The sequence below is a fragment of the Gilliamella sp. Pas-s25 genome, from assembly GCF_009795885.1.
Taxonomy (GTDB): Bacteria; Pseudomonadota; Gammaproteobacteria; order Enterobacterales; family Orbaceae; genus Gilliamella.
Window position 1 is genome coordinate 1 of the sequence record NZ_WTEV01000026.1, and the last position, 23,733, is coordinate 23,733.

The 23,733-nt window shown below is 34.4% G+C and carries 18 protein-coding genes and 2 pseudogenes; 9 read left to right on the forward strand and 11 right to left on the reverse strand.

Translation table 11 applies throughout. From position 1 onward, the window contains the following. Positions 1 to 169: 169 nt before the first annotated feature. Positions 170 to 967, forward strand: a complete 798-nt coding sequence (locus GQ593_RS10645) for a DUF6882 domain-containing protein (RefSeq protein WP_160432002.1) — start codon at positions 170 to 172, stop codon at positions 965 to 967. Positions 968 to 1,024: 57 nt separating this feature from the next. Here GQ593_RS10645 and rtcR read toward each other — a convergent pair whose 3' ends face one another. Continuing rightward, positions 1,025 to 2,641 carry an RNA repair transcriptional activator RtcR gene (gene rtcR / locus GQ593_RS10650; protein ID WP_160432003.1) on the reverse strand — a complete coding sequence of 539 codons (1,617 nt, stop codon included), beginning with the start codon at positions 2,639 to 2,641 and terminating at the stop codon, positions 1,025 to 1,027. A gap of 1,097 nt (positions 2,642 to 3,738) precedes the next feature. Here rtcR and GQ593_RS10655 point away from each other — a divergent pair. The 3 genes from GQ593_RS10655 to GQ593_RS10665 all read left to right on the forward strand — a co-directional run bounded on the left by GQ593_RS10655 (position 3,739) and on the right by GQ593_RS10665 (position 7,948). Next, complete coding sequence (locus tag GQ593_RS10655) at positions 3,739 to 4,881, forward strand: slipin family protein (RefSeq protein ID WP_442903613.1); 1,143 nt, start codon at positions 3,739 to 3,741, stop codon at positions 4,879 to 4,881. 75 nt (positions 4,882 to 4,956) lie between these two features. Beyond that, positions 4,957 to 6,177 (forward strand): RtcB family protein, encoded by a 1,221-nt coding sequence (locus GQ593_RS10660; RefSeq protein WP_160432004.1) that lies wholly within the window; start codon positions 4,957 to 4,959, stop codon positions 6,175 to 6,177. Positions 6,178 to 6,340: 163 nt separating this feature from the next. After that, positions 6,341 to 7,948, forward strand: a complete 1,608-nt coding sequence (locus GQ593_RS10665) for a hypothetical protein (protein ID WP_160432005.1) — start codon at positions 6,341 to 6,343, stop codon at positions 7,946 to 7,948. A gap of 228 nt (positions 7,949 to 8,176) precedes the next feature. Here GQ593_RS10665 and GQ593_RS10670 read toward each other — a convergent pair. From GQ593_RS10670 to GQ593_RS14285, 3 genes and pseudogenes are all read right to left on the reverse strand, one after another. Further along, positions 8,177 to 8,689: pseudogene (locus GQ593_RS10670) on the reverse strand (aconitase family protein); the annotation flags it as partial. After that, complete coding sequence (locus tag GQ593_RS10675; protein ID WP_160432007.1) at positions 8,679 to 9,914, reverse strand: MFS transporter; 1,236 nt, start codon at positions 9,912 to 9,914, stop codon at positions 8,679 to 8,681. The pseudogene GQ593_RS10670 and the gene GQ593_RS10675, both read right to left, overlap by 11 nt. A 171-nt stretch (positions 9,915 to 10,085) precedes the next feature. Beyond that, positions 10,086 to 10,178, reverse strand: a pseudogene (locus GQ593_RS14285) (hypothetical protein); the annotation flags it as partial. Between the two features lie 207 nt (positions 10,179 to 10,385). Here GQ593_RS14285 and gap point away from each other — a divergent pair. Beyond that, a complete protein-coding gene (gene gap, locus GQ593_RS10685; protein ID WP_160432009.1) occupies positions 10,386 to 11,387 on the forward strand; it encodes a type I glyceraldehyde-3-phosphate dehydrogenase in 1,002 nt (333 codons plus the stop codon). A gap of 49 nt (positions 11,388 to 11,436) precedes the next feature. After that, positions 11,437 to 12,012: a TetR/AcrR family transcriptional regulator gene (locus tag GQ593_RS10690; protein ID WP_160432010.1), complete on the forward strand. Its 576-nt coding sequence runs from the start codon at positions 11,437 to 11,439 to the stop codon at positions 12,010 to 12,012. Between the two features lie 214 nt (positions 12,013 to 12,226). On the opposite strand, the gene GQ593_RS10695 is transcribed toward GQ593_RS10690, so the two are convergent. Next, positions 12,227 to 16,141 carry a YobI family P-loop NTPase gene (locus GQ593_RS10695; protein ID WP_160432011.1) on the reverse strand — a complete coding sequence of 1,305 codons (3,915 nt, stop codon included), beginning with the start codon at positions 16,139 to 16,141 and terminating at the stop codon, positions 12,227 to 12,229. A gap of 63 nt (positions 16,142 to 16,204) precedes the next feature. Beyond that, entirely contained in the window at positions 16,205 to 16,906 is a 702-nt protein-coding gene (locus GQ593_RS10700) for a JAB domain-containing protein (RefSeq protein ID WP_160432012.1), read from the reverse strand. Positions 16,907 to 17,059: 153 nt separating this feature from the next. Between GQ593_RS10700 and GQ593_RS10705 the strand changes: the two genes are divergently transcribed. After that, a complete protein-coding gene (locus GQ593_RS10705) occupies positions 17,060 to 17,806 on the forward strand; it encodes an IS1 family transposase (protein ID WP_160432013.1) in 747 nt (248 codons plus the stop codon). A 370-nt stretch (positions 17,807 to 18,176) separates the two neighbouring features. Here the strand turns inward: GQ593_RS10705 and GQ593_RS10710 are convergent, their stop codons facing one another. The 3 genes from GQ593_RS10710 to GQ593_RS14290 are packed head-to-tail and all read right to left on the reverse strand — an operon-like array spanning position 18,177 to position 18,913. Beyond that, positions 18,177 to 18,614 carry a hypothetical protein gene (locus GQ593_RS10710; protein WP_160432014.1) on the reverse strand — a complete coding sequence of 146 codons (438 nt, stop codon included), beginning with the start codon at positions 18,612 to 18,614 and terminating at the stop codon, positions 18,177 to 18,179. Further along, complete coding sequence (locus GQ593_RS10715) at positions 18,601 to 18,801, reverse strand: hypothetical protein (RefSeq protein ID WP_442903611.1); 201 nt, start codon at positions 18,799 to 18,801, stop codon at positions 18,601 to 18,603. The genes GQ593_RS10710 and GQ593_RS10715 overlap by 14 nt, the downstream gene beginning before the upstream one ends. Continuing rightward, on the reverse strand, positions 18,779 to 18,913 hold the full coding sequence (locus tag GQ593_RS14290) for a PAAR domain-containing protein (RefSeq protein WP_442903612.1): 135 nt from the start codon (positions 18,911 to 18,913) through the stop codon (positions 18,779 to 18,781). The genes GQ593_RS10715 and GQ593_RS14290 overlap by 23 nt, the downstream gene beginning before the upstream one ends. A gap of 384 nt (positions 18,914 to 19,297) precedes the next feature. Here GQ593_RS14290 and GQ593_RS10720 point away from each other — a divergent pair, with 384 nt between their 5' ends. Together GQ593_RS10720 and GQ593_RS10725 are read left to right on the forward strand one after the other, a co-directional pair. Beyond that, complete coding sequence (locus GQ593_RS10720; protein WP_160432016.1) at positions 19,298 to 20,053, forward strand: nucleotidyltransferase domain-containing protein; 756 nt, start codon at positions 19,298 to 19,300, stop codon at positions 20,051 to 20,053. Between the two features lie 14 nt (positions 20,054 to 20,067). Further along, a complete protein-coding gene (locus GQ593_RS10725) occupies positions 20,068 to 21,129 on the forward strand; it encodes a nucleotidyltransferase domain-containing protein (RefSeq protein WP_160432017.1) in 1,062 nt (353 codons plus the stop codon). A gap of 132 nt (positions 21,130 to 21,261) precedes the next feature. Here the strand turns inward: GQ593_RS10725 and GQ593_RS10730 are convergent, their stop codons facing one another. Beyond that, positions 21,262 to 21,810: a hypothetical protein gene (locus GQ593_RS10730; RefSeq protein ID WP_160432018.1), complete on the reverse strand. Its 549-nt coding sequence runs from the start codon at positions 21,808 to 21,810 to the stop codon at positions 21,262 to 21,264. A gap of 174 nt (positions 21,811 to 21,984) precedes the next feature. Beyond that, positions 21,985 to 23,658 (reverse strand): alpha,alpha-phosphotrehalase, encoded by a 1,674-nt coding sequence (gene treC / locus GQ593_RS10735; RefSeq protein WP_160432019.1) that lies wholly within the window; start codon positions 23,656 to 23,658, stop codon positions 21,985 to 21,987. Between the last annotated feature and the right edge of the window lie 75 nt (positions 23,659 to 23,733).

The window sequence follows — 23,733 nt, forward strand, 5'->3', positions numbered from 1 at the left end:
AGTTATGGTTGTTTTTTGCAGAATTATTATAACTCACATCATGCCGTCTAAAAAATAATCACGAAAGATCAACACGCCCTAGTTAAATTGCATTAAATTATGTAGTAATATCATCATATTGATGTTAAATCAAAATATAAAAATTAAAACTAAAAAATAAGGAATTATTATGGGAATACAAAAAGTTATGGTAACTCCGTGCAAATCTGAAAAAGAATTGTTAGAACATTTTGGTTGTTATGGTTTCGAAAAACAGCTCAATTTTTATGAGATAATTGGTGATAGTGATTGGCAAATAGATATCGATCAGGGTGTTATACATTTTGGTAATGATATCACCTTTTCAATTCAATTATTAGGGAGCTTCTCTTTATCGTCTGAAACATGGCTTTGGTCTTGGAATAATGAAACATCACAGTTACCCATGCCTGTTATTGAACAAGCACTGAGTTTAAAACACTATGGTCAAGAAAATAGCATTGATTTATTCACTATTGGTCAATGTGTTGCTACACAGGAAGATTTACATAAAATAGGTGTAATTACTGCAGGAATGTTTGACACAAATGGATATTATCTTGCTAATTTTGGTCAAGGAATAGCCTTGGTAACGGTTAAAAAAAGTCAGGTCGAGCAAAAAAATAATCATCAACATTCAACGTTCAATATTTTACCAAAATTTATGCAAAATTTATTCTCACGTTCTTCATCTGACAACAGCCATGATATCAATCATATTGAGCAGAACGGAAGTAATCAAGCTCAAATTTTTGAAACGTTTTCCCAATTCATTTCAAACTTTGAGGTTAATCATTATCAAGCTCTTAAATATTACCTAATAGCTAAAGATTATCAAATTGAACCAGATAATTTAACAGATCATACCTCCCTTGTTGCTATAAAAGGGAAAGAGCAAATTATTGCTAAATTCGATCAACAAGCTCGCTTAATTAGTCTAAATGGATAAACACAGTTATCAGTAAGAATCTTTTCATTCATGAAATAGATTTTACTGATACATTTATTAAGATTGATGAATCACCTCCCAACTCAAGCCAAATTTCGCTAAATATTTCTTTAGTCGATCAGCGTCATTACTGCGTTGTTTTTTGGTGCGAGAAACGGCAAATAAATGTCGGCCTGCGGCAGATAATGTTTCACTTTTTTGGCATATTTCGATCACTTTTTCTAGTTGGTAGCGATCAAATTCATCGATATCAGTTGGGATTAAAGAATTATCATTTTTGCTTTGTCCCCAGTTTTGTTTTAAGCGCGCAATCTCTTTTTCAACTTGTTCAAGCGTGATATTAGCTTGTGGTGCTAACGTCGCCATTCGAATAATCGAACTATTTAGTTCACGAAAGTTACCCAACCATAAGGCATCGGGACTGGTGGCAAAGGTCAAATAGGCGCGTCGTGATTGTTGATTAAAGCGTGGCATGATGCCATATTCTTTGGCATAACGTGCCAACTCATAATCAATGTTCGGTTCAATGTCTTCTTTACGTTGTGCTAAACTTGGCAGTTGATAACCCCATAAGTTAATTCTGGCGAACAGATCTTCTCGAAACTCGCCTTGTTTTATTGCCTGTTTCAGATCTTTATTCGTGCCAGCGATTAACTGAAAATTACTCTGGATCGGTTTATCACTACCAAATGGATAAAATTGCTTTTCTTCAATCGCTTTTAATAACATGGCCTGCTCATCAAGCCCCAGTTCACCAATTTCATCTAAAAACAATAAACCGCCATCGGCATTTTTAAGTAATCCAGTGCGGGCAAGATTAGCGCCAGTAAAGGCGCCTTTAACATGACCAAACAAGGTTGACATTGCACTATCGCCACGCAACGTGGCGCAATTGATTTCAACAAACTGACCGCTAATTTGATGATTATTGTGTTTTAGCAAATAAATCTGTTTAGCCAAAAATGATTTACCTGCACCTGTAGGCCCACACAATAAAATAGGTGCATGCGATCGACTAGCGACTTGTTCTATTTCGGCAATTAACTGATTGAATTGTTGATTACACGTTGCGATACCTGACTTTAATAAATCGGTTGCTTGATGGGCATATTGTTGAAAACGAGTTAAGATTTTATCGTAACGATGCAAATTTAAATCGATGATATTCATTTTACCGCAAGGCACTTGCCTAATCAGTTCATTTTCGGTTAACTCCATATAAGATTGCGAGGCAGACTGATGTTTCTCTGGCGGTGACATTTGTAATAATTTAGCGGGATAATAGCGTGATTCAGCCAGTAAAAACCAACAAATCTGAGCAACATGTGTGCCTGTTGTAATATGAACATAATAGTTTTCTTGTTCTGGATTAAATGCGTAATTCTTCGCAATATCAAAAAGACAGGTATAAACTTGCTCAAAATCCCATGGATCGTTTATGTTTATTGCAATTGGTGTTACTTTGATTTGCGGTGATAAAGCTTTAATATCTTTAATCACTTCACAAAGCAGATGATAATCATTTTGGTAATAAAGTAGTTCTAACCGATTAAAGCCTATCTCTGACTGATAACATAAATCAATAGTCGGTCGCCAATGCCGCCAACGTCGTTTACCTTTACCACGTTGATCCAGTACATTTCCTAAAAAACCAAATACTACATTCTTTTTCATTTTTATAAATATTTATAAAATAATATATAAAATTATAATAAATCAGTAATAAAAAAACCATTACAATTCAATCTTAATATATAAATTATTTTTTATTTAATTATAAATCAATTAATTATATTTTTATTTTAATATTTTGTATTTTTTGGCACGCTTTTCGCAATATTACCTATACCTAAGCAAACAAAACTGTTTTTGATAACAGAAAGGTACATAGCGAATACTTAAGCGAATTATCTATAAGATGAAAACGTAAAAGATTATCAACATGTATTCCTGATTGGGTGATTAGGTTGCTGTGTAGAAGCAATTTTTGAATAGTTCATTAGGTTAGAACAATCGACACCATCGATATGTAGTAGGTTCGAGTCCTACTTCAAAAACCAAAAAACAAAAGAAGTAATAAACACAGTCAGTGATCGTGTTGGATAAGAAAGGAATAAAGTTGTATGGCATTAAACTTATCCACTAGTTTAAACCGATTAACTTAGTTACTAATTAGGATGACTAAGATAAAAAAACTGAATAATAGGCAGAAAGTTAAATACCAATAAGAAGGGTTATTTTCTTATTCGCTTTAATGCTCCCCCTATTATTTCGTTACTTAAGCCGTTTAAATTAGCACAAGCACGATGGCTGATTGTCATAAAAAGGACAATAAAATGATTAAAACAATTAAAGTAAAAAAATATGAAATTGCCGTGTTATATAAACATGATGAGATCGATCAGATCTTAACAGCGGGTGTATATCGAAAAATCGATCCGCTAAATACAATAAGTTACAAAATTATTGATTTAGCATTTCCTAGAGTATCAGATGAAATGACCGAACAGTTACTTAACTTCTATCCAGACATCGTTAAACAATATTGTTATTTGGTTGATGTAGCTGATAATGAGATCGCACTACGTTATGAACAACAAAAACTGGTTGAAGTGATTTTACCTGCGACCAAAACATTGTATTGGAACAGCTATAAATCGCACTCAATAAAAAAAGTGTTATTACAACAGGATTATGAATTACCAACAGAGATCGCTAACGAATTACTAGAAGCAAAAAATACTAACACAACAATTACTCATATCGATAAATTGGTTCTACATCATTTTATTCATGAACAAATCGGTACTTTATTTGTTGATAATCAATTAATAAAAATCATTGCGCCAGAAACTGTAGTCGGTTACTACCAATTTAAACACACCATCGTACTGGGTAAATTTAACTTACGAGAAAGCCGTATTGATGATCGGATCGCTAATGCAATCGAACAACGTGCACCACAACAACTATTACAATTTTGTGTTGCGATGGAAGTTGGCGCTAATGAAGTAGGGCTACGTTATGAAAATGATTTACTCGTTGAAATTCTATCACCTGGAACCAAGCGGCTTTACTGGCAAAACGGTGATAAACAACATATAACCAAAGTTGATTTAAACCAAGGATATACCTTAAGTAATGAAATAATTGAACAATTATTACAACCAGAATTACGACAAAAAAATATCATTGGTAATAGTGGCATATTGATTGCCCAAGTGCCTGCTTATTATGTTGGAATACTAAAGGTAAATGGCAAAATCGAGCAACTGTTAACCGCTGGCATTACCGCCTATTGGCGCTTTAACCGTGAAATATCGGTTGATGTTGTTGATATGCGCCTACAGACTTTAGAAGTAACGGGACAAGAGATTTTGACCAAAGATAAAGTAAATTTACGTATTAACCTAGTCGCAAACTGGCACTATACCGATGTATTAACGGCATTTGAAAAAACAGCAACCCCAGTAGAATTGCTCTACCGTGAGTTACAATTTGGTTTACGTGAAGCGATTGGAACCCGAACACTAGATGAATTGCTTGAAAATAAAAATATTATTGATGAAGTAGTAACTAAACATGTGCAAATACGTTTAGACGGTTTTGGGTTAACAACGGTTTCGCTTGGCGTAAAAGATATTATTTTACCCGGTGATATGAAATCGATTTTATCGCAAGTTGTAGAAGCTGAAAAATCAGCACAAGCAAATGTAATTCGCCGTCGAGAAGAAACTTCAGCCACTCGTTCATTATTAAACACGGCTAAAGTGATGGAAAACAACCCAGTTGCTTTACGCTTGAAAGAGATGGAAACACTAGAACGCATTGCCGAACGAATCGACAAAATCTCGGTGGTTGGTGGGCTTGATCAAGTGTTACATGGTTTGATTAATATCCAACCGAAAATGTAGATATAACCGTAAATATAACCAAAAATATAACATCATGCCATTAACCACGGCATGATAAAACCAAGGAATGAAAAAATGAATCAATATGAAGTATTAAAAGCCGAAAATGCTAAGCCAATAAAAATGTGGACAAAAGGTGTACCTGTTGAAGATGAAGCTAAATCACAATTAACCAAAACCGCACAATTACCATTTATTTTTAAACATATCGCTGTAATGCCCGATGTGCATGTAGGTAAAGGATCGACTATTGGTAGTGTGATCCCAACCATAGGCGCAATTATTCCAGCGGCAGTGGGTGTTGATATTGGTTGTGGAATGATTGCGGTGCAAACATCCTTAATGGCGAGGGATTTGCCTGATAATTTATTACCGTTACGGCATGAAATTGAAAAAGCGGTACCGCATGGCCTAACACCAAAACATAAAGGGCGAGATAGCGGTAGCTGGCAAAATCCACCATCACTAATCGATGGCTATTGGCAACAGCTATTACCAGGTTTTGAAAAATTAACCGAAAAATACCCACGGTTTTTAAATACCAATAACTACCGACATTTAGGCACACTCGGTACCGGCAACCATTTTATCGAAATCTGTTTAGACGAAGCCGATCGAGTTTGGATTATGTTGCATAGTGGATCACGTGGTGTAGGTAATGCCATTGGCAGCTTTTTTATAGAAATGGCTAAAAAAGATATGGAAACCCATATCAAAAATCTACCTGATAAAGATTTGGCTTATTTACAAGAAGGCACTGAACATTTTCAAGATTATGTTGATGCCGTACATTGGGCACAAGAATTTGCAAGGCTCAACCGTGAAGCGATGATGAATAATGTCATCTTAGCAATGCGTAAAGTCATTAGTAAACCGTTTACTACACATATGTCGGCGGTTAATTGTCACCATAACTATGTGCAAAAAGAACAGCATTTTGGTGAAGATATTTTTATTACTCGTAAAGGCGCGGTATCAGCTCGTAAAGGTGAACTAGGGATTATTCCGGGCTCAATGGGCGCTAAAAGCTATATTGTCCGCGGACTTGGTAATGAAGAAAGTTTTTGTTCATGCTCACATGGTGCTGGTCGAGTTATGAGCCGAACAGCGGCAAAAAAACAATTTACCATTGAAGACCAAATCAAAGCCACCGCACATGTTGAATGCCGTAAAGATGCTAATGTGATTGATGAAATTCCAATGGCATACAAAGATATTGATGCGGTAATGACTGCCCAAAATGAACTGGTCGAAATAGTCCATCAATTACGGCAAGTTGTGTGTGTGAAAGGGTAAAAAATATCGAGGAGCAATCCTCGATATTGGTGGAAATAAAAATATAAACAACTTCAATTATATCAATTACAATCTAAAAATAATGCATAACTATCGCGATTATTCAATTTAATTTAAATAACTGATTAATCATTCTAACAATAAAATATTTAAAGGATTAACGATGAAAGAAAATACTCAAAATTCAACCACAGAACCCTCAAATAGGGCGACTACTCAACCATTTCCAATGGTATGGGATAACAATAAAATCAGTATTTATCAGTTTTTACTGCCTTACCAACATGCTGAAAAACTGCCTGAAATAGCCCAAACACTCCCTGATGAATCATCTGATGATACAAAATTAAAATGGGCAGCAGGGGCGATGGATGGGGTTAGCAATCATCATGGCGCATCATCTGAACAAACATGTGTTGAAGAAATTTTAACGTTACTAACCACAATATCAACACAACCCAATCAACACGATATCGAAAAACTTTACACCTTAATAAATACGGAAGGTACTTTAAGTTTTATTGATGATTTAAGTGATGCAATACCAAAAATTGACATTGATTTTGATAAGTTATATGAATTTACCTATTGGTTAGCAACAAATAGCCCTGATCGTGAAATTATTAAATTTAGTATTGCCGTATTAGGATGTTTTACTACCGAACAAACAGACTTATTTTTATTATTAGGCATGCATGAAGAGTTTACTTTATATTCAGCCGTTGCATTACAAAACACCTTATCATCACCCGAAGAAGTCGAAAAAGCCTTAGTTATTTTAGCTAAAAAAGTGGATGGTTGGGGTAGGATCCATATCGTTGAACGATTAGTCGGATATCAATTATCATCAACAACTAAAGATTGGTTATTAAGAGCGGGTTATCAAAATAGCGTTATGAACGAATATCTTGCTTATACTTGCGCAACCACAGGTGAATTAAATCAAGTTTTAGAACAAGATTGTGTTGATTTACCTTTATTAGAATCTGCGGGTGAAATTTTAGAGGCACTCATCATGGGCGGACCAGCCGAAGATATGCATTGTTATGAGGAAGGTGCTATTGTTTGTTTAAATTATTTAAAACATTTACTAAAACTACCCTCATTAGCTGAACTCCCCCCTTTACGAACAGTACTGACTATACGTGATTTTGTTAGCAACCAGCTTAATGAAAGCTATCCTAATTGGGATGAAAAAATAAAAAACGCAATTATTGAAAAAGCGAATGAGTTTATCTATCAAGATAAATGGTTAGCATTAATTGAGCATGATTTAATAACTGATGATAGCAGAAAATTTTGGCTAGCTGCTGATCTTTACACGCAATTTGGATTTGATGCATGGGAGGCGCGTTTTGCATATCAAAAAAATCATCAGGGTGAACAGTGGTATTATTTAATGCAAACCGATGATATACAAAGAGTACAACAAGTTATGCAGTTAGCTGGGCAACAATATGACTTTACAAAAATCGCAACTGGACCAGCGCTAGAATCTGCATTTGGCATCAAATATAAAGCACACCGTGCATTGGATGCTATTTTACAAGAGCTCAATCGATTTCCGAGTATGGGTGAAGATCTTATATTAATAGGTCTAAACAGCCCAGTAATACGCAATCGAAACATGGCATTAAATGCCATTGAAGCTTGGGATCGGCAATGTTGGACAGATAAACTAACGCTTGCCCTGCAAGAACTTATTGCAAACGAACCTAATGATGAAATTAAACAAAGGTTGGCAACGCTACTTGCTTCGCACAATAGTTAAATATTCTATTTATGTGCTAACAAGCATAAAAATATCGACGCAGTTATGACCTCCCCTAAATGGGGACGGAATTGCCGTTTAAGCTGTAACCAAGTTACAGCTTAAAAAACTAAAAGCGCCAATAAATTTAGTTTTTAACTAATTTTTGCCCATAAGCTGTAGTAGCTCAAACTTAATCTGACAAACACTTACTTGAGAGGGATTTGTCCTCCACGTAATCATAGGTTAAATTTTTTCGGCATTAATTTGGACATATTTATCGAATTTTGCTTCTTGATCGGTGGCGTAAGACAACCATTCTTGAATCATTTCTTGAGAGACTTCTATTTGACGTTTTGCTAAGGCTTCTTGAAGATAGCTAATTGTAGTATCGTCAGGAGAGAGAATTCCTGCGCTTGCACCAGCTTCAACGGTCATATTACCAAGCGTCATGCGTTGTTCCATCGAAAGAGCTGAGATTGCACTACCTTTATATTCAATAATATACCCTTGACCTCTTCCTGTTCCTATTTTTCGAATGATATCAATAATAGACGTTGTAGGTATATTATGATCTTCAGTTGATAGTGTTCTATCGGGTCTATGAACCTTTACACCTTTTTCTTTTAATCCATCAAATGCAGGTGGAGTATTAATTTCATGAAGAAAATGCAAATCTATATAGATAAGGACTTCGCTCGCTCCTAAGGAATCAACAATATGTGATTGCCAAATTTTCTGAAAAATTGTTTTAGGATTCATTATCTTGACCAATAGACGTTAAAGGTTCTTTCTTTTTAGAGAATGAAATAAAACACAATAGAGCCGAAAATGTTAGAATAGCTACAGCTCCCCACACAGCTCCCCATCCGTAACCATGTGCGATACGGGCAACTAAAATGGGAGTTAGAAACGATGCGATAAATACGGTGGTACCAACCATACCTAATGCAGTTCCTGCGCGTTCAACGCCTGCTTTCACAGCAGCTTCGGTATAAGAAATACCATGCCAAGCGTGCCCAAACAAACCAGTTAGCATAAGAAATACAACACCCATATATGTGTTATTAACCATTAAACAAAGTACCAAAGAAGCAATTCCACCACAGATGGCGTAATACTTTAACAATGCAATACGATTCTTTTTTCTGTCCGTATAGTAACCTGACCAAATTCTAAGAATTCCGCCACCTATCTGAACAACAATGAGAATGATAGAAATCGATGCTAAATCTATATCGAGAACATCTCGCATATAGACCCCCCCAAATGTAAGTACAGCCATTTGAGGTACAGTTAGAAAACCAGCAGATATAACAATTCTCCATACTTGTAAGCTTTTCAGTGGCGAAGATACTGCGAGAGTCGATTGAGCTGCATGTTTTAATTCGGTATGTTTAGAGTTGATAAAGAAAACAACAACAAGGCCGGCAATAAAACCTGTGGCGGCTAACACAATGAAAGTTACTTCAAAACCATATGTATAGGCTAGCGAAGGAAGCAAACCTGTACCAATTGCGCCTCCAACTGGAATTGCAGTTTGGCGAACACTCATAGCAAAGCCACGCTCACTATCATCAAACCACGACATTATTGTTCTACCTGATGATGAGTTAATACTACCACCAAGGGCTCCAGCTATTGCCAAAGCTACTGCCAAGTGTAAAGATTTAACACCACCAAGCGAAGCCTCTGGTGTAAGCAATATAGCTATTACAACAAACACTACTGCTGAGGACCATAATCCTAGAGTTAGCACTATCTTGTCGCCCAACTTATCTGTGAGGATCCCCCAAATTATCTCTGAAGCCGCAACCCCCAATCCCATCGAACCTAAAACAAAACCAAGCTCATATAATGAAAAATGATAAGCATCTCGCATTAAAATTCCCGTTATAGGAATACCAGCAAACCCCATTGCAAATGTTGCTTGTGCGAGCACACCAATGCCAAGCACAAACCAACGATAATTGTTTTTTTTATTCATTTTTTCCTCAACTAAATATAGTAAATTGTATTTAAAATTAGATGGCTATATTTAAGGTGTATACATCCTAAATATATCGTTCAACTAATTTGTTTTACGGGCTCTATCCAAACAATCAAGCCTATACAACCAATATCTGATGCCCATGATTCATGCTCTGATCCTGATCAAAGCTATTTTAAGTTTCTGTTTTGGATTCATCACATTTTGTGGGGCCTGTTCCCCATCTCTTAACGTTGTATCCAGTATAAATATTTTTTTCATTTTGCTCTTTTTTTTCCTCTCAATTTAATACAAACTAGTATGTATTAAATCATGCAAGTGAATATTTGTATACAAATAAAATAAACTTAAGTATTAATAAAAAAATAGATTAATTAGTTGTTGTTTTTTTAAAGCGTGTAGTGTACTGTTGTTTATCCATACCAATTAGTATGGATGATGATGATAATATAAACATTACTGGAGGTAATGATGACTAATGTAGCTATTAATGGTTTTGGTCGTATTGGGCGTAGTTTTATGCGTGCGTTGCATGAGAGTTCGCATAATATCAAAATTGTTGCGATCAATGATTTAGGTTCGATTGAACAACTGGCTCATCTTTTAAAATATGATACGGCATTTGGACGTTTTACCAAAAGTGTCGAAGTAAAAAAAGGTTGCTTGGTAATTGATGGTCAAGAGATTGTTGTATATCAAGAGCGTAATCCTGAAAATCTCCCATGGGCTAAACACAAAATCGATATTGTACTAGAATCAACAGGTGTATTTAATGATGGAAAAAAAGCGCAAGCACATATCAAAGCTGGGGCTAAAAAAGTTCTTATCTCTGCGCCTGCATCAAATGTTGATTTGACCATTGTGCAAGGGGTTAATAACCACATGTATAACAAAGATGAACATCACATTATTTCAAATGCATCATGTACAACAAACTGTTTAGCTCCTTTAGTTAAAGTACTACATGATAACTTCGGTATTAAATCGGGTTTTATGACAACTATTCATGCTTATACACAGGATCAACATCTTCAGGATGCTCCACACCGTGATATGAGGCGAGCACGTAGTGCAGCTCAAAATATTGTTCCTACATCAACAGGTGCAGCGCATTCAATTGGCATTGTAATCCCTGAGTTAAATGGAAAATTAGATGGTAGTTCAGTACGGGTTCCGGTAATTACAGGATCAATGATAGATCTTACTCTAAATCTAGAGAAAGAAGTGACAGCGCAATTAGTAAATGATACTATTAAAAAAGTAGTTAACTCAAAAAAAATAGATGGAATTCTCGTTTATACAGAAGATGAGATTGTTTCATCTGATGTTATTAAAAATCCAGCTTCCTCTATTTTCGACGCTAAACTCACTAAGGTTATCGATGGTAAATTACTCAAAGTTGTTAGTTGGTATGACAATGAATGGGGATTTTCAAACCGTTTAGTAGATACTATTTTACAGATTAAATAATTAAATATAAGCATAACATCGACTGGTGGTATGGTGTTTTATGGTGAAAATGAATAGCAAATCAAGTTCCAAAGAAAAGCTAATCAAAGCTATGGCAGATCTACTATTAGAAAAAGGTCTATCTAGCACTAGCCCAAATGACATTTTGACTCGCGCTGAAGTCGGACAAGGTAGTCTTTACCATTATTTTAATGGTAAAGAGGATTTGTCCCTACATGCAATAAAATATAATGTAGAGCAACTAATAAGTTACAATGCTTCAGTGCTAAATGCAGATAAAAATGCATATAATAAACTTTCAGATTTCCTATTAAAAGCTCGTAATATAGATAGAGGATGCTTGGTTGGTCAACTGGCTCGAGATAGATCTATTATGAAAAACCAAGAGTTAGCAGTAGAAGTTACTCGTGGATTTGAGTCTATAAAACAAACTTTAGAAAGTCTTATAAAGCTTGGAATTGCTGAGGGTAGTATTTCTAATATTCTTGCGCCATTAGAAGCAGTAACACTTATAATATCTACTGTGCAAGGTGCATATATTTCTGCAAAAGGATTGCAAGATGACTCATATTTTTATCTAACTATCAATACACTATTGAAGATATTTGCTCCATCACATAAGTGATCCTTGCCAAAAAAGTGGACAGAAGTTGCCTCTATGATATAAATACAAATAAATATAATAGCCAGAAAATTTAGCATCGAATTCAAACAACAAGTGTAAATACCCTATTTACGGCAAAGCTCTTTAACAGGAATGCCTGCTTCTGCTTCTTTTAATATCGATACGATTTGGTGCTTTGTCATCTTTTTCATGTTTCAATCTTCTTTTACTTTTATCATAGGGAATTTTCTACTTTGTATTTAAATTTCCATTTCTTATTCAGTTCTTCGATTATTTTTTGGTTCAAAGCTGTATTTTCAAAAGTTGGTCTTTTAGCGATAAATAGGTTTGAAAAAAAACTTTGATTTGTAGCATCTTGCTCTATTGTTTTCAGTGCCTTATATGTTTTTTTGGCATCTAGACGCGGTATATGGTTACATAATAGGGTGTACTTATCATCTAATGAAAACGTTTCACATGAGAATAACTCGATTAATAAGTTATAACAAATAGACTTAATTTGTTTAGTTTGTGTTGTATATTCTATGCATAATTGTTTTACTTTATTTTTTATGACATTAGTTGTGGAATTATAGTATTGATTATTCGTAATATAATCTAAATCATCAGTATTAAAATTATTTTCTAAAATGTGCTTTTGAAGCTCTACTGAATCCTTTGCATAATTAATAGAAATAGGATCATTTGTTAAACCTAACAATAACGTTTTGTGCGCTACACTTAAATCTGTTGATAATAGATTTATTATCTCATCATGATTAATTAAAGAATCATCCTCCCTGAGTTTATTTATATATTCCTCAAAATTATGGGTAATAAGTTCTAAAATATTGTCTGGATAGTTTTCTCTTATAAAGTTCAGATCTTGTTCTTCTCCCAGCGTAATCGCTTTATGCTTAATTAGGATTGATATTTTTGTTTTTTCAATATGTTGATAATTAAAATCTGCATAATCTTTACCATTAAACCATGATATTAACATGCGGTACTTAGTATCATCTAAACTTGAATTTATAGTTATTCTTCTAAAAAATAGACTTAGTTCATCGTCTTTAGGAATTAGACTTGTTAGATTCGCCTCGCTTGATGATATATTTTTAGTGTTTTGATTGATAAAATGGACGAGCTGCTCATTGATTACTCTTGTTTCGCTTTTACCATCAGCTTCATCTTCTAGTTTATAATTGAAGAAATAGTCGACAATATTTTTTGCTGAATAGGCTATTTTTTGCTTTTCAAGCAGCTTATCCCAAACGCCCTTATCGGTTATTTTATTTAAACTAGTCATAATGGAGGCAAGTTTATCGATATAGGCGGTTTTAACCACCAAAGAGATATCATTATGATTCAATATGAATAATGCAGTCTGTTCACTATCATCGATAGTTGGAATATCGGATTGAGCAATAGATAAAACTAACGCTTCAGTCTGATTCTGAAAATATAATTTAATTGGGGCATCATCATTTAATGCCAGTATAGTTTGAATAATGTGACCATCAAAATGAGCCAGATTATATTGATTTTCTAATATATATTTGGCGTTAATATAATTTAGTTGATAGTGATTATTTTCTTCAACTAATGCTAATAACGCTGGTGTTGCATGATCGATTTGTTTGAATTGAATATCTAATTTTATAAAAGCATTAACTATTTTACTTAAATTGTCTGATGACTCATCAAGTAATTGAAAAATCGTATTCCACTCATCGTCAATAAATAAAAAATCAGTTGAGTTTTCAATGTGGTTTTTAAAATCAACGTTTTCATTTATTTCTATTGGTTGATTATGAATAAATGAAAGATAAAGATAAAGTTTCTTGTCAAATATATCGATAAAGTTCCATACGGATGGATATTGAATATTTAATTCTTTTATAAATATACAAAGATGCTTAGGAGTATACCTTTTATCTTGATTTAATAAGAAAGCATAGTATCTAGCTAAATATTCATTCACAAAATCAGTTTTAAAATATGACTTTAATATAGTAATAAATCGAGATAAATCGTCTGTCTTACTTTTTTCTAAGATATAATCTAATAAAGAGTAATTTAAAACAGAAATCCCAGTAAACCTATTTGCATTATCTGCATTCAATCTTTGTAGAACTATCTCCGTTTTTTTTAATTCAAGCTCCCATTCAGTATTGATATACTCATTAATATTACGCAAAAATAACGTGTCATTTTTGGACAATCCTTGCTCGTCAAACAAGCTGGTATAGTCACTATAATATTCATCAATATAACCTTGAATAATTAGTACACGTAAAAGAGGAAAATAACATGAAGATGATAGTTTTTCATACTCAGCTTTATACTGTTCATATTTTTTATTTTCTCTTATCAGTTCTGCTTTTTCACTGATATGTGCTTCAAATAATGCCTCAGTAGTAACGGTATCACCCTGATTAATCGTAAATATTTCTTTGATTTTTTTAGGTAATTTTAATTGTGATTTTTCTTGTTCTAATTTTTTAATTTCAGCTTCAAGTGTTGATTTGTTTTTTGTGGGAATAATTTCTATTTCTTTCTTCCTTTCTTTGTATTCCGAATTTTGCTCAAGCTCATTAAAATATTGTTTGCAGTCATGTTCACGATAATAATAACTACCTTTTGAATCGCCGTTGGTGATTTTCAAATTATTTTTCTTTAAGGCATGGATAAACTCTTTTGGGTTTAATGTAAAAATATCTTTTTTATTTATATAATGATATTCATCTTTAATATCCTGTGGGATATTGATAAATAAAGCGTCTAGCTCATCAATATTTTTTAGATGACAGGTTTCTATTGTATTAATCTTTTCTTTTCTCAACTGAATTTCATTATTAATCTTTTTTAGTTGTTGTTGATAAAATTCACTTTGATAAAATTCATTTTTTTTCTGCTTTAATGATTCAATAATTCGATGAATCACACCTTGCCCTAACCCCAATCGCGTTAAAGCGTAATCTGCTGGAAAAATATTTTTATAAACGATAATGGCTAATAAGTTTTCATTTTTAAACCAACCAGCGCTGTGGGCTAATTTAGTTTTATAAATGATATACTCGTTACAAATATTTTTTATCAGTCGAATATCATCTAAGTAATCAGAAAGGATATCCAAGAAAGTATTAGTAAAATCACTATAAATATTTTGGCTTTTAAACAGTTCATCCATTTTGCCTAATGAATTTGAGTTATCCATAACAGGCACAATCGGTAAAATATAATCAAAAAATTTTGTTCGCTCTTTTGATTCAAATATCTCATCTTTGATTAAATAGAAGAATTTAATCGGTTTTGGTTTGTTTTTACTCTGTTTTTTATTATAAGTGTAATTGAGTTCCCTTAATTTATTAAGAATCAAATTATCATCATAACGGTCAATATCTTCAAAAACGATATAATCTAATTTTGATTTATCTAAAATATAAATAATTTCATTTAAATACTTATCAAAATAAGAGACATCACATTCCGATGATGAAATATCAATTTCATTCTCAAAAATTTTCAGTTTTCTAATTAGGTTGTTACGGCTTTGCAGGTCAAGTATTTTATAAAAAATGAAATATACAATTGAAAAAAAAGAAAATAATAGTAAAGCGATATTATTTTCTTTTTGCCAATTAGTTAGCCAAGTTTTATCGATAAAAATTAAAAAAGAGAGAATAAACGTAATAGCTCCCGCCCAAATTGCTTTAGTTAAAATTGTTGATTCACTTTTTACTTTAAATTCAGTTGCAGGAATTTTGTCTGGCTCAATTTGATGAATAAGTTGGTTGATAATTTTCCTTTCTAACATTAATTCATCTTCAAAGGCTAATTCATGATCTGTCTTTTTACCTTTAATTTTTGATTCTAATGTGGGCGAAAAGTAGGAAAGTGAAATGTGGATGCCATTAAGCTTTTTGTGATTTTCTTCATATGTTTTAATTACACTGCTTTTTCCTGCGGCATATGGTCCAGTAATAGCAATGTTAAGCAAATCATCTTCTTGGAATACAAAATCAAGGGCTTGGGTATAACCCTGCATTTCATCATCAGAAAGGTGTGTCGGTGTCAGTTTTTCAAAGGTAAGTTTCTTTTGGGATTCTTGACTAGATGATTGTGCCCCACTTTGGTTATTTGCCATTCTATATTCCTTATTATGATTTTTTATTTTTAAAAGCAATCAGTTTGTTTATAAAATGTACTATTATTTTAAATTAATAATCCCCTTAACCGCCCTCACCGTAATGCCCAAAATCTTCGCAATATTTTCAATCGATACGCCCTTTTCCAGTAACGCATTAATCAGTATTTTCTTTTCAGTTTCGGCTTTTTCTCGACGAGCTTTCTCTGCTTTTGCTTTCTGCTGAGCTGTTTTGGTCTTATCCCTCTCAACCGCTAACTTTTCTTTCGCAATTTGCTTTTCTTGTTTACGAATGCGTTCAACCACTTGGTAAGTCGGAACATATTTCAGGCTTTGTTCGAGTTCTTCCATAAGTTTGATGCTGCGAAAGCTGATATAGGTTTTTGGGGTGATAATTAAGTGGTCGGTAAGCTCGATATTTAAAATATGGGCAACTTGAATTAAGCGGTCAGTGATGTCTTTATCGGCCGCTGAGGGGATCAGCGATCCGGACGGGTGATTATGCACCAAAATCACGCGAGAGGCGTTTTTCATCACCGCCACACGAAACACGTTCATTGGTTCAATGTTGACCGATTTATACGATCCAAGCGCAATTAGTTCAATATACAGGATATAACCTGCTTGATTCATACCAATGATCCAAAGATGTTCCTTTTCTTGGTCGATTTTGTTTTCACGCAATAACACACGCTGCATAATGCCGTACACGTCATCAGTGCTTTCAATATAACGCTTGTCATGTTTGGTTAGTTTAATATCCATCTTATCGCCTTGTAAAATCACACGAAAAATAATATAGCATATTCTGTTTAGGCTGGGCAGTTGTTAATCAAATAATTCCATCCGTTCAGTTTTTAGGTTATATTTTTTGTAAAAAATATTCAGGAGTCTATACCGTTTCAAAGGGGATCAACAATGTATCACTCTATTTTACCCAACGAGCAGCATTCTGCTGCTGAGCGATTTTTGCAACGAGTACCAGCGTTAATCGCAGCAAGTTCATTATGTCGACGCCTTAAACCTGTCGCATTACTGATTGATATTGCGCCCATGACGTTAATTGCTCTGCCACATAGCTCGATTGCCAATAAATTTCAGCTTTCACCGCGTGCCGCTCAAAGGCGAGATAACGTTATTCGTCAGTGGCTAGCGCAGTATGAGCCAGATCTTTATCAAGCGGTACTTAACCTTGCACAAACAACGCCAGCAGAAGTGTCTCGGCAAGCTCAGGCATTTAAGTTATGGCTGACCGAGCTACTTGGTACGTCAGTTATGCCTTGCCATTATTGTGGATCGCTAAGTACAGTTCGCATTGGGCACCGTCTTAATTTTCGTTGCCGAACCTGTCGACGGACGTTTAATCCACTGAAAAAGTATTATCTTGATAAGTTATCTCATTGTGAACTGTGGTTACCTTTTGTTGATTTATTGCTACAAGGTGAGACATTGAAAACCATTAATCGGCAATTGGGGATTAATACCGATACCGCCGCTAAGTGGCAGCGTTATTTTTTGGGAATAATGGAACTACAAGGATTTTTGGCATTGGCTAACTATTGCCAAGTAAAGCGACGTCAACGTTGCCGTCAAATATGGTTAGACGTTCAAGCAGGTACCACATTTTTACCGACTGGTAAGTCGCATTTTAGATCTAAGTCATAGTAAAAATTAATGAGCTTGTAAAAAATATTCAGGAGTCTATACCGTTTCAATCATAACTCATTATGTTCAATGATTTTTTAATAGTAATAGGCAAAGGGCTTTAAAAGCCTTAAAAGCAACCATAACTGAATTAACGCCTATTACTATCGAGCCAAAAATCTTATTGTTTATTGAACAATCCATGAGTAAGATTAGTGAAAGCGTACAAGCTATTGCTGAACAACATTTTAAGGCAGATAAATTAGATCGTTTTTTTATACAAACATTGATGAGCTTAAAATAAGACAAGGAATACAGGATGACAATCCAATCTGATGAGTTCTACAGTATAAAATAGTTGGGCGATTTTCTGGCTGATTTAGGCAATTAATTATTGATTCAAAGCAAGCTTACTTGATATTTTTTGTATCCCACCAATAGAATAATGACAGCATAATAAAATTGCCGGATATATTATAAAATTAAGGGTTACCAGTGATGTGATACCTAACAACCCCATAATAAAATCTAGATTAAAAACCGATTTATTAATATCTTCCATAACTAACATGAAGACAATAGGTGACATTAAGGTAATTATAATACCAATTAGCACTCCACAAATCACTAAATCCATCGGTTGTTTTATTTTATTTAAAAGAAAGATTGAAATCAGAATAAAGCAGAAATAACACAAACCATAACACATCAAATAATATAATTCTGGTGTGCGATATTTTGCGATAATCATTCGATAACACCATTGGTAACTTAAATAGGCACCTATAAAGTTAAACAATACGATAATTAATAAATTAATTATTTTCATTAGTTTGCCCTTTTTTATCTTCAATCTCTTTTACAGCTTCTTTCAAAGAGCCAGGTAACCAATAAAGTTCTTGTAGACCATATTCATCTAAAACAGATGAAATGGCATATGCGCAATATGGGAAATAAGGAGGGATTGCATAATTACCATTAATAATTCTTTTTTCAATATTTAGGGCAGTAGGCATAATCCCCAATACAAGCGACCCCTTCAATTGCGCAAAAACTTTGATCCGATGCTGAAATGATTTTGCCACCGGTAGTGGTGTTATCCCCTAGAACGGCTATCCGCTTACTCATAATGATGCTTCTGTTGTTTATTTAAGCATGTATTGGATTATATTTCATTAATTAACCAAATGGCAATGCTATTTTATTGGGTTGCTGGAGGATAAAGGATATGTGGCATTGGCTAACTATTGCCAAGTAAAGCGACGTCAACGTTGCCGTCAAATATGGTTAGACGTTCAAGCAGGTACCACATTTTTACCGACTGGTAAGTCGCATTTTAGATCTAAGTGATAGTAATAATTAATGAGCTTGTAAAAAATATTCAGGAGTCTATACCGTTTCAATCATAACTCATTATGTTCAATGATTTTTTAATAGTAATAGGCAAAGGGCTTTAAATGCGTTAAAAATTCAGATATAAAGTAAAATAAATAACCTAAAGGAATAGTTGCAATGCAAAACCGCATAAAACAAAAGTTAGCAGAATTAGCACAACAACATAATATCCATATACTTTATGCCTGTGAATCAGGTAGTCGGGCGTGGGGGTTTCCATCGCCGAATAGTGATTATGATGTGCGTTTTATTTATGTGCATCGGTTTGATAAATACTTAGCCATTGATAATCCTGCTTCACATTTAACTTTTCCTATTGATGATGAGCTGGATTTGCATGGTTGGGATTTAAAAAAGACTTTACAATTGATCCGCAAATCAAATACTACCCCGTTTGAATGGTTGCAATCACCCATTATTTATCAACAAAATGCGCCAATTGTTAACCAATTATGGCAACTTTGTGCTGATTTTTTTAATGCTCGTGGCAATATTCATCACTATTTAGGGATTGCTAAAAGCGCCTTACAAAGCAGTGAAGGGCAGCAGATCGGTGTCAAAAAATTGTTTTATGTGTTAAGACCATTATTATGTGCCAAATGGTGTTTAGAAAAACAGCAAATCGCCCCCATGGCCATTACGCCATTATTGACACTATTACCTAATGAATTAAGCCAGCAAATCAATGATATTATTGCCTTAAAAGCAACCATGACTGAATCAACGCCTATTACTATCGATCCAGAAATCTTATTGTTTATTGATCAATCCATGAGTGAGATTAGCGAAAGCGTACAAGCTATTACTGAACAACATTTTAAATCTGATAAGTTAGATCACTTTTTTATACAAACATTGATGAGCTTAAAATAAGACAGGAATACAAGATGACAATCGACGATTTAAAAGCACAAAACTTAATCTTATTTGAAGTCATCAGCGGTAGCCGTGCATTTGGTTTAGCCACTGAAACATCAGATACCGATATCAAAGGTGTTTTTTATCTACCTAAAGATAAATTCTATGGAATTGATTATATTCCACAAATTAGTAATGAAACCAATGATATTGTTTATTATGAATTAGGGCGATTTGTGGAACTGTTACTGAAAAACAACCCGAATATTTTAGAAGTGTTAGCCTCGGATCCAAGCTGTATTGTTTATCAGCATCCAATAATGCAGCATTTAACCCTCGATCTGTTTTTATCTAAACAGACCAAGCAAACCTTTGCTCACTATGCCATGTCGCAAATAAAAAAAGCCAAAGGATTAAATAAAAAGATTAATAACCCCGTTGCCGTAACACGTAAAACCGTGCTGGATTTTTGCTATATTATTGAAGATCAGCGGGCTTATCCATTAAATGATTGGTTAACTGAGCATGGTTTTAAACAACATTTATGTGGATTGGTGAATGTGCGGCATGGGCGGGATTTATATGCCCTGTTTTACGATCCATTGGGCAGTTGTGGTTATCATGGCATAGTACAGCAGCAAGATTCAACCGAACTTTGTTTATCTTCCGTAAAAATAGATACCCCAGTGACAGCTTATTTAAGTTTTAATCGTGATGGTTTTTCATCGCATTGCCGTGACTATAAAGCCTATTGGCAATGGGTCGAAAAGCGTAATGAACAGCGTTATCAAAGTAATATTAAAAGTGGCAATGATTTTGATGCAAAAAATATGATGCATACTATTCGCTTATTGCAAGTAGCGCATGAAATTATGACACAAGGCACACTAACCAATAAACGAGCTAATCGCAATGAGCTGCTTGCAATTAAAAATGGTCAATTAAGTTATGATGAGATTATGCATATCGCAGAAACATTGTTAAGCAAAATTGAAACCGCATCAATCACTTCCCTATTGCCAGAAGTGCCTAATTTTACTAAAGCGATTGCGCAGTTGGTAAAAATGCGTGAATGTTTATATAACCATTAATGATATCACTCGATAATAATGGTTCTTGATCAAATCATAAAAAATTAGAAATAACGCAATTGGTTATTTCTAATGTATATCATTTTGTTGATGGTATTTTACTTCCTAAGCTAACCTAATTTGGATATTAAATTATTTTAATTCCGCTTTTTTGGTTTCTTTTCTTTCTTTTAGCTCTTTTAATTCAAATTCCCAAACCTGCCAAAAATCCATGTTTGTTGGTTCTAATATGTTCATTTCGTGATTAAATTTTACAATATCACCACTTTCGTTTACACAATACATATCGGCATCATTAATAATTTTCAAAATTGGGATTGCTTTAAGCCCTGTTTCCTGCATAAATTGATGAGCAACAAAATCAAGCCTCATCCAATCAGCACTTAATTTAGAGGCCGTATAAGTATGAAAACCATATAAAAATGTCCAAAAAGGTCCTACATCCATTGCTTGTGGACGACGCCAGATCTCTTCTTTTACTTCAATATAAATACCTCTATGGGGAAGAGCATCACAATCTTCAGCAAGTAAATGAGCAACATATTCATCAGGAAACTTCATTGCTAAACTATTTTCAATATCGCGGATATCTTGCAACGCTGTTTTATCTTCGGCCATTGGAAAAACACGATAATCTCTGTCTAAATACTGGTTCATTAATAAAATTGTTTTGTCTTCCATCATCATACCTCTTTAATTTTTTTAGATTTACCCATTTTTTAAACAAAATATTATAACTTTTAGGCTAATTTTAAAAGGTATTTTAATCAAATCGATCAACCATTTGGCATTAACAATGGGTGATTATCGTACATGAAAAAGGGCAACCTTTTATGGATTGCCCATGCCACTTGCTTAATCCGCTTGTTGTAACCAATATATAGCTTCATAAGGTCTTAACCTTATTTCAGTACCTAACGGTGAGTTATCTTGGTAATTACTTAATAACTGCTGCCAATTTTGATGTTGTAACGATTTTGGTAATGACCAAGTTTGTGTTTTATCGGTTAAATTGGTTATCACCAGTAATTTTTGATTATGCCACCGCCGGATATAGCACCAATAATCGGCACTATCCGGCGTTAGATCCTGATAATCACCAAAAATAAAAATGGCATGCTGTTTGCGTAATTTAATTAAGGTTTGATAGCAATAAAATACCGAATCAGGATCATTTTGTGCCGCTGTGACATTGATTTGCGGATAATTGTTAGCAACCTCAATCCATGGTTTTCCTTGAGTAAAGCCGGCATTGGCTGATGTATCCCAGTGCATGGGCGTTCGGCTATTGTCTCTGGATTTGCTGGCTAAAATGGCTAAGATTTCCTGTTTTTCCATGCCTTGCGCAAGTTTTTCGTGATAGATATTAAGGCTTTCTACATCGCGATATTGGGTGATATCGGTAAAATGGGGGTTGGTCATCCCGATTTCTTCACCTTGATAAAGATAAGGTGTGCCTTGTAAACCATACAGTAGCATGGCAAGCATTTTAGCGGATTGTTTGTGATATTGGCTTTCATTGCCAAGGCGCGAGACGATGCGCGGTTGATCATGATTACACCAAAAAATTGCATTCCACGCCTTACCCTGCATACCCGTTTGCCAGTAACCGATAATTTTTTTAAGTTCGATTAAATCTGGTTTGGCTAAACACCACTTATTCCCATTAGGATAATCAACTTTGAGATGATGAAAATTAAAGGTCATGGTCAACTCGTTACCGTCTAAATTGGCATATTTTTGGCAGTTTTCTAATGTGGTGGATGACATTTCACCGACTGTTTTGAGTTGATTGGGTTGAAATACCTCACGGCTGATCTCTTGTAAAAACTCATGGATGCGAGGTCCATCGGTATAAAATCGACGACCATCGCCCTTATCATCATCAGGAAAATCTTGCTGTTTTGAGACTAAATTAATCACATCCAGTCTGAGTGCATCTACCCCTTTATCAGCCCAAAATTGACATACTTTTTTTATTTCGTTGCGAACGGTTGGGTTTTCCCAGTTGAGATCAGCTTGCTCTTTAGCAAATAAATGCAAATAGTACTGCCCTGATGGTTGATGCCATTGCCAAGCTTTACCACCAAATTTCGATACCCAATTATTAGGCTCGTGCCCGTCTGCATTGGCATCTTTCCAAATATAAAAAGAGCGATAAGGGCTGTTTTTATCTAAAGCAGCTTTGAACCAAGGATGTTCGGTTGACGTGTGATTAAACACCATATCCATCATTATTCGCATCCCCCGCTTGTGTACTTGTTTTACCAGTAATTCAAAGTCAGCCATTGAGCCATAGCTTGGATCGATAGCATAATAATCCGACACATCGTAACCGTTATCGATTTGTGGGGATGGATAGATTGGCGTTAACCAAATTGCACTGATCCCAAGAGTCTGTAAATAATCTAAGCGCTGAATAATACCTTGCAAATCACCGGTTGAATTGGTGCCACTGGCTTGAAAGCTTTTGACATAAATTTGATAGATAGTGCCATTTTGCCACCAAGGGATATTGATTTTGTTCATTGTGTACTCTTTTGTTAATCAGTTAATCGCCTGCTGTTTTTTTAATACAACAGCGAATTGTTACCATTTATTGAA

Excerpts from the sequence above, each read along its gene's own strand:
- GQ593_RS10730 (WP_160432018.1), bottom strand. The coding sequence starts at position 21,810 with ATGGAAGACAAAACAATTTTATTAATGAACCAGTATTTAGACAGAGAT.
- GQ593_RS10720 (WP_160432016.1), top strand. The coding sequence starts at position 19,298 with ATGCAAAACCGCATAAAACAAAAGTTAGCAGAATTAGCACAACAACAT.
- GQ593_RS14290 (WP_442903612.1), bottom strand. The coding sequence starts at position 18,913 with ATGAGTAAGCGGATAGCCGTTCTAGGGGATAACACCACTACCGGTGGC.
- treC (WP_160432019.1), bottom strand. The coding sequence starts at position 23,658 with ATGAACAAAATCAATATCCCTTGGTGGCAAAATGGCACTATCTATCAA.
- rtcR (WP_160432003.1), bottom strand. The coding sequence starts at position 2,641 with ATGAAAAAGAATGTAGTATTTGGTTTTTTAGGAAATGTACTGGATCAA.
- GQ593_RS10700 (WP_160432012.1), bottom strand. The coding sequence starts at position 16,906 with ATGGATATTAAACTAACCAAACATGACAAGCGTTATATTGAAAGCACT.
- GQ593_RS10645 (WP_160432002.1), top strand. The coding sequence starts at position 170 with ATGGGAATACAAAAAGTTATGGTAACTCCGTGCAAATCTGAAAAAGAA.
- GQ593_RS10710 (WP_160432014.1), bottom strand. The coding sequence starts at position 18,614 with ATGAAAATAATTAATTTATTAATTATCGTATTGTTTAACTTTATAGGT.
- GQ593_RS10665 (WP_160432005.1), top strand. The coding sequence starts at position 6,341 with ATGAAAGAAAATACTCAAAATTCAACCACAGAACCCTCAAATAGGGCG.
- gap (WP_160432009.1), top strand. The coding sequence starts at position 10,386 with ATGATGACTAATGTAGCTATTAATGGTTTTGGTCGTATTGGGCGTAGT.
- GQ593_RS10660 (WP_160432004.1), top strand. The coding sequence starts at position 4,957 with ATGAATCAATATGAAGTATTAAAAGCCGAAAATGCTAAGCCAATAAAA.
- GQ593_RS10695 (WP_160432011.1), bottom strand. The coding sequence starts at position 16,141 with ATGGCAAATAACCAAAGTGGGGCACAATCATCTAGTCAAGAATCCCAA.
- GQ593_RS10715 (WP_442903611.1), bottom strand. The coding sequence starts at position 18,801 with ATGCCTACTGCCCTAAATATTGAAAAAAGAATTATTAATGGTAATTAT.
- GQ593_RS10705 (WP_160432013.1), top strand. The coding sequence starts at position 17,060 with ATGTATCACTCTATTTTACCCAACGAGCAGCATTCTGCTGCTGAGCGA.
- GQ593_RS10675 (WP_160432007.1), bottom strand. The coding sequence starts at position 9,914 with ATGAATAAAAAAAACAATTATCGTTGGTTTGTGCTTGGCATTGGTGTG.
- GQ593_RS10690 (WP_160432010.1), top strand. The coding sequence starts at position 11,437 with ATGAATAGCAAATCAAGTTCCAAAGAAAAGCTAATCAAAGCTATGGCA.
- GQ593_RS10725 (WP_160432017.1), top strand. The coding sequence starts at position 20,068 with ATGACAATCGACGATTTAAAAGCACAAAACTTAATCTTATTTGAAGTC.